The organism is Ruegeria sp. SATB027 (assembly GCF_059613825.1).
Genome location: NZ_JBXWTH010000091.1, coordinates 1 through 3598, shown reverse-complemented (window position 1 = coordinate 3598; position 3598 = coordinate 1). Strand labels below are relative to the sequence as shown.

Below are 3598 nucleotides of genomic sequence, written 5' to 3'. Positions count from 1 at the left end.
CCAACTGCTCATGCACCATTGCTACCCCACTGGATTCAAACAGGGAATCCCTCACGCCATTTGTGCAACAAAGCCCCGGCCCCTTTGGGCACACAACAAAACCGAAAAGCCCGGCGCATCTGCCGAAGCCATTGATTTCATGCAGCAATTCTAGATCGGCAACGCATATCGGCAAAACCTTGCTTGAAAGTACGAAATGTGTTCATTTTTCAATTACTTTGCAAACATGGAAGATCGGCAAAATGCTGGAAACACCCGCCAGGATCGAACCCTGCTTCTTCGAGGAGCATATTCCTACAGAACTGGCAGACCTTTCGGTCGACATCCAGAGGGAAGCCACCGGGCTGGGACAAGGGTTGCATCCTGACAGCGCAGCCGAACTTGCCGATCTCGTCCGTGTGATGAACTGCTACTACTCCAACCTGATCGAAGGACACAACACGCGCCCCCGCGACATCGAAAGGGCGCTGGCTGGTGCCGAGCTTGAGGAAGAAACCCGTCCTCTCGCCCTTGAGGCCCGAGCGCACGTCATCGTTCAACGGGCCATCGATGAGATGCATCGCATAGGCACCCTGCCCCGCCCCACATCCGTCGAATTCCTGACTTGGGTCCATAAGAGCTTCTATGACGAGATGCCGGATGAGTTTCGGGTCATCGAACATCCCGACGGCACAAAAGAGCCCATCGTTCCGGGACGCATGCGCCAGGATGACGATCGGGAAGTTGCGGTCGGGCGCCACCTACCTCCTTCATCGTCGCGCGTCGCGGCATTCATGGACCATTTCGACAAACGATTTCAGATTGCGGCGCGGTCTTCGAGCGGACGGATCATCGCGATCGCGTCTGCACATCACCGGCTCAACTACATCCACCCTTTCCCGGATGGTAACGGCCGTGTCAGCAGACTGATGTCTCATGCCATGGCCCTCACAGCGGGGATTGGTGGCCAAGGGCTCTGGTCCGTATCACGTGGGCTGGCCCGCGGGCTAACCGATCGGGGCGAGTACAAACGGATGATGGATCTGGCCGACAGTCCACGTCGCGGAGACCGCGACGGACGGGGGAACCTGTCAGAAGCGGCACTGAAGACGTTTAGTGAATGGTTCCTAAAGGTGACGCTCGACCAGATCAGCTTCTCAGCAAGATTGTTCGATCTCGGCGGACTGGACCAACGGTATCGTCGTCTTGTTGCAGATACCATCGATGACAAGCGAGCGCCGGAACTAATCTCGGCGGTTCTTCGGCATGGGGCACTGGAACGAGGCGATGCGCAGATTGTGCTCAAGACGTCCGAGCGTACTGCTCGCAACACGCTGAGTAAACTGACCGCCGCCGGATACCTGACTTCCGTCTCGCCGAAGACGCCAGTTCGGTTGGCGTTTCCGTTGGATTATCGAGAGCGGCTCTTTCCAAACCTCTTTGGAGATGGTGACCTCCCACAATAACTTTAGGGATTTAGGGTTTAATGCCTGGCCGCCGATTTCTTCCATGGCCTGCGAGATTTTCATCAAGGCTTGCTCGTGTGTCACTTGTCCACCGCGGTGGACATTTGCTGGTCTGAGATAAACTGAAGAACCACCACGCGCCGCTAGGTGCGTTTGGACAGTTTTGGTTGCCACAAGCGCCGCTTCTCGTTTGAAGTCCACCGCGGTGGACATTAGACAGTTCGCTCATTGGTTTCGGACAGTCGCTTTATCAAAGCTAATGGATCAAATTGGTTTTGCCTTTGACCCAGGGTGATACTGTGAAAATACGCCCCAAAATCCCGGATGCGTTTTCCAAGTTGTAGCATGATGAAGATCGCGCATGACGCTTTCTGAGCTCCTACAGCATTCTTGGCTTTCTCGAAAGTTTCTGGGTGAATGCCCATCATGGGTGCAAGTGTTCGAGCATGGTTTTCAATGTCCAACCAGTTTCTAAGTCTCTCTGTGGAGAACGATGTCGCCTGATCGCAGACTGAGGTCAGCAAGTCTGGTTTCAGGGCCTCATCGCCTATGTTGCTATCTAAATCTTTTTTTTCTTCTTCAGACTTAGATTGATGCCGGACAGTTTGTCCGTCATTGGCGGGCAATTCCATAGTTTCAGGCGGGTCATCCGGGGTAGACAAACTCTGGCATTTTGCATCTGTATTGGCGAGCAGAGCGTGGTATTCGGGGAGGCTCAGCTTCCTGCGTAGAGCTTTCCGTGCGTGGTTGATGAATGCGTTGCTAGGATCGTGCTCCTCCAAATGGGCGAGCTTTGTAAGGATCTGTTTGCGGACAAATATCCGATCTCGCCGGTTATTCTCCATCTCTTGCGCGATGGCTATAAGCTCGCTTGCACGTTGGAGCAGGGGGGTGAGAGACAATCCATAACTGATGCACTCCCCGCCGGATGAGCGAACGCGGTAGCGCTTTCGGTTCGAGCTGTCATTGCGCTTGATGAATCCGAGTTCAACAAAGCGGTTGATGTGCCTCCGGAGTGTCCGTTCGTCGATTCCGCCAACGCGCTGGCAAAGTGAATTATTAGACGCAAAAACCGTTTCGCCATGGCCAGGTTTCAGAAAACTGAGCATTGCTTGAAGTGTCTGTATGTGGCCAGGACGTAGACCAAACACGCTGCGTGCATCTCTCAGGGCTCTGAAGATGGTCCAGACGTCGGTTTCAGATGGGGGAAATGAGCCGCGGGTTGCATCAGCACCTGCGGCTTCGATCGAGAGTTTTGTAAATGCCATGGCTTGTTCACGACGACCGTTCGGCCCACAACTTCTCCGTCTCTTTCCTCGAATTTTCGCGGAAAAAGGCAAAAAATATCAGTCCACCGAATCGGTGACTCTTGACCGGTATGCTGGAGGTTGCTACATCAAAGATGCTAATCAGATGATGAGGGCTCTCCAGGGGAAACTTTGGGGGGCTCTTTTCTTTCGGGTCTTCGCTTTTCTCCTCTGCTCGTGTTGCTCTGTGTGGCCTGGGTCAGGACCCAGAGCCTCTCTCATTCCGCCACTGTACGAAGAGTTGCAAAAGCGTAGCTTCCGCGTGTTCTTCGAGCCATTGGCCGAATTCTGGATTGTCCTTCTTGGTGATCTTGAGAGCGATCGCCTTCTCATCGATTGTCAGCGTGCCCAATGAACTGCCGTTCTCATCATTGATGACCGAAGTCAGCCCACGATTGGGCGGCTTCTTGTCGCTACGTGCTTTGCTCGAGCAAGCCGAATAGACCGCTTGGAACTTTTCGGAACTAGGAGTGTCGTCGGGCAGGGCGGCGAGCGCCTCTTTGGCGATGTCCACCAAATCTACCTTCACCGATAAGGCAGCTAGCTCACCCCACTGCCGTCGTCCGATCCCATGTGCTGGCCCGATGAGTTGAACAAGACCGTCTGGCAGTTGTTCTATGACGACCCTGTGGTTGGATACGCCTTGCCGGGTCAGACCTAGAGCATCTTGAATGACACCGGGTTTGTACCCGGATTCTTGCATCTCTTTGATAAAAATAGACTTTTCTATAAAAGACGGATCAAGCCTGAGGTTGTTCTCCTGGCCTTGAGCGTGTCTAACGTCAGCGCTTGTGGGACAGATTTGAGGTTTTCGTAACGGAGGATTTCTGGTTCATCGCAGCCTAT

General features: G+C 53.8%; 3 protein-coding genes. 1 reads left to right on the top strand and 2 read right to left on the bottom strand.

What is annotated here, in order from left to right:
- Positions 1-242 precede the first annotated feature (242 nt).
- The gene (locus AC2FPW_RS20975; RefSeq protein ID WP_037911598.1) at positions 243-1445 is read left to right on the top strand and encodes a Fic family protein; all 1203 of its coding nucleotides are present in this window, start codon (positions 243-245) and stop codon (positions 1443-1445) included.
- Between the two features lie 212 nt (positions 1446-1657).
- Here AC2FPW_RS20975 and repC read toward each other — a convergent pair whose 3' ends face one another.
- Positions 1658-2713 (bottom strand): plasmid replication protein RepC, encoded by a 1056-nt coding sequence (repC, locus tag AC2FPW_RS20970; RefSeq protein ID WP_496815252.1) that lies wholly within the window; start codon positions 2711-2713, stop codon positions 1658-1660.
- A 238-nt stretch (positions 2714-2951) separates the two neighbouring features.
- Complete coding sequence (locus AC2FPW_RS20965) at positions 2952-3266, bottom strand: hypothetical protein (protein WP_496815250.1); 315 nt, start codon at positions 3264-3266, stop codon at positions 2952-2954.
- Between the last annotated feature and the right edge of the window lie 332 nt (positions 3267-3598).

Bases quoted from the DNA above. Each gene is read 5' to 3' on its own strand.
- repC (WP_496815252.1), bottom strand. From the start codon at position 2,713: ATGGCATTTACAAAACTCTCGATCGAAGCCGCAGGTGCTGATGCAACC.
- AC2FPW_RS20975 (WP_037911598.1), top strand. From the start codon at position 243: ATGCTGGAAACACCCGCCAGGATCGAACCCTGCTTCTTCGAGGAGCAT.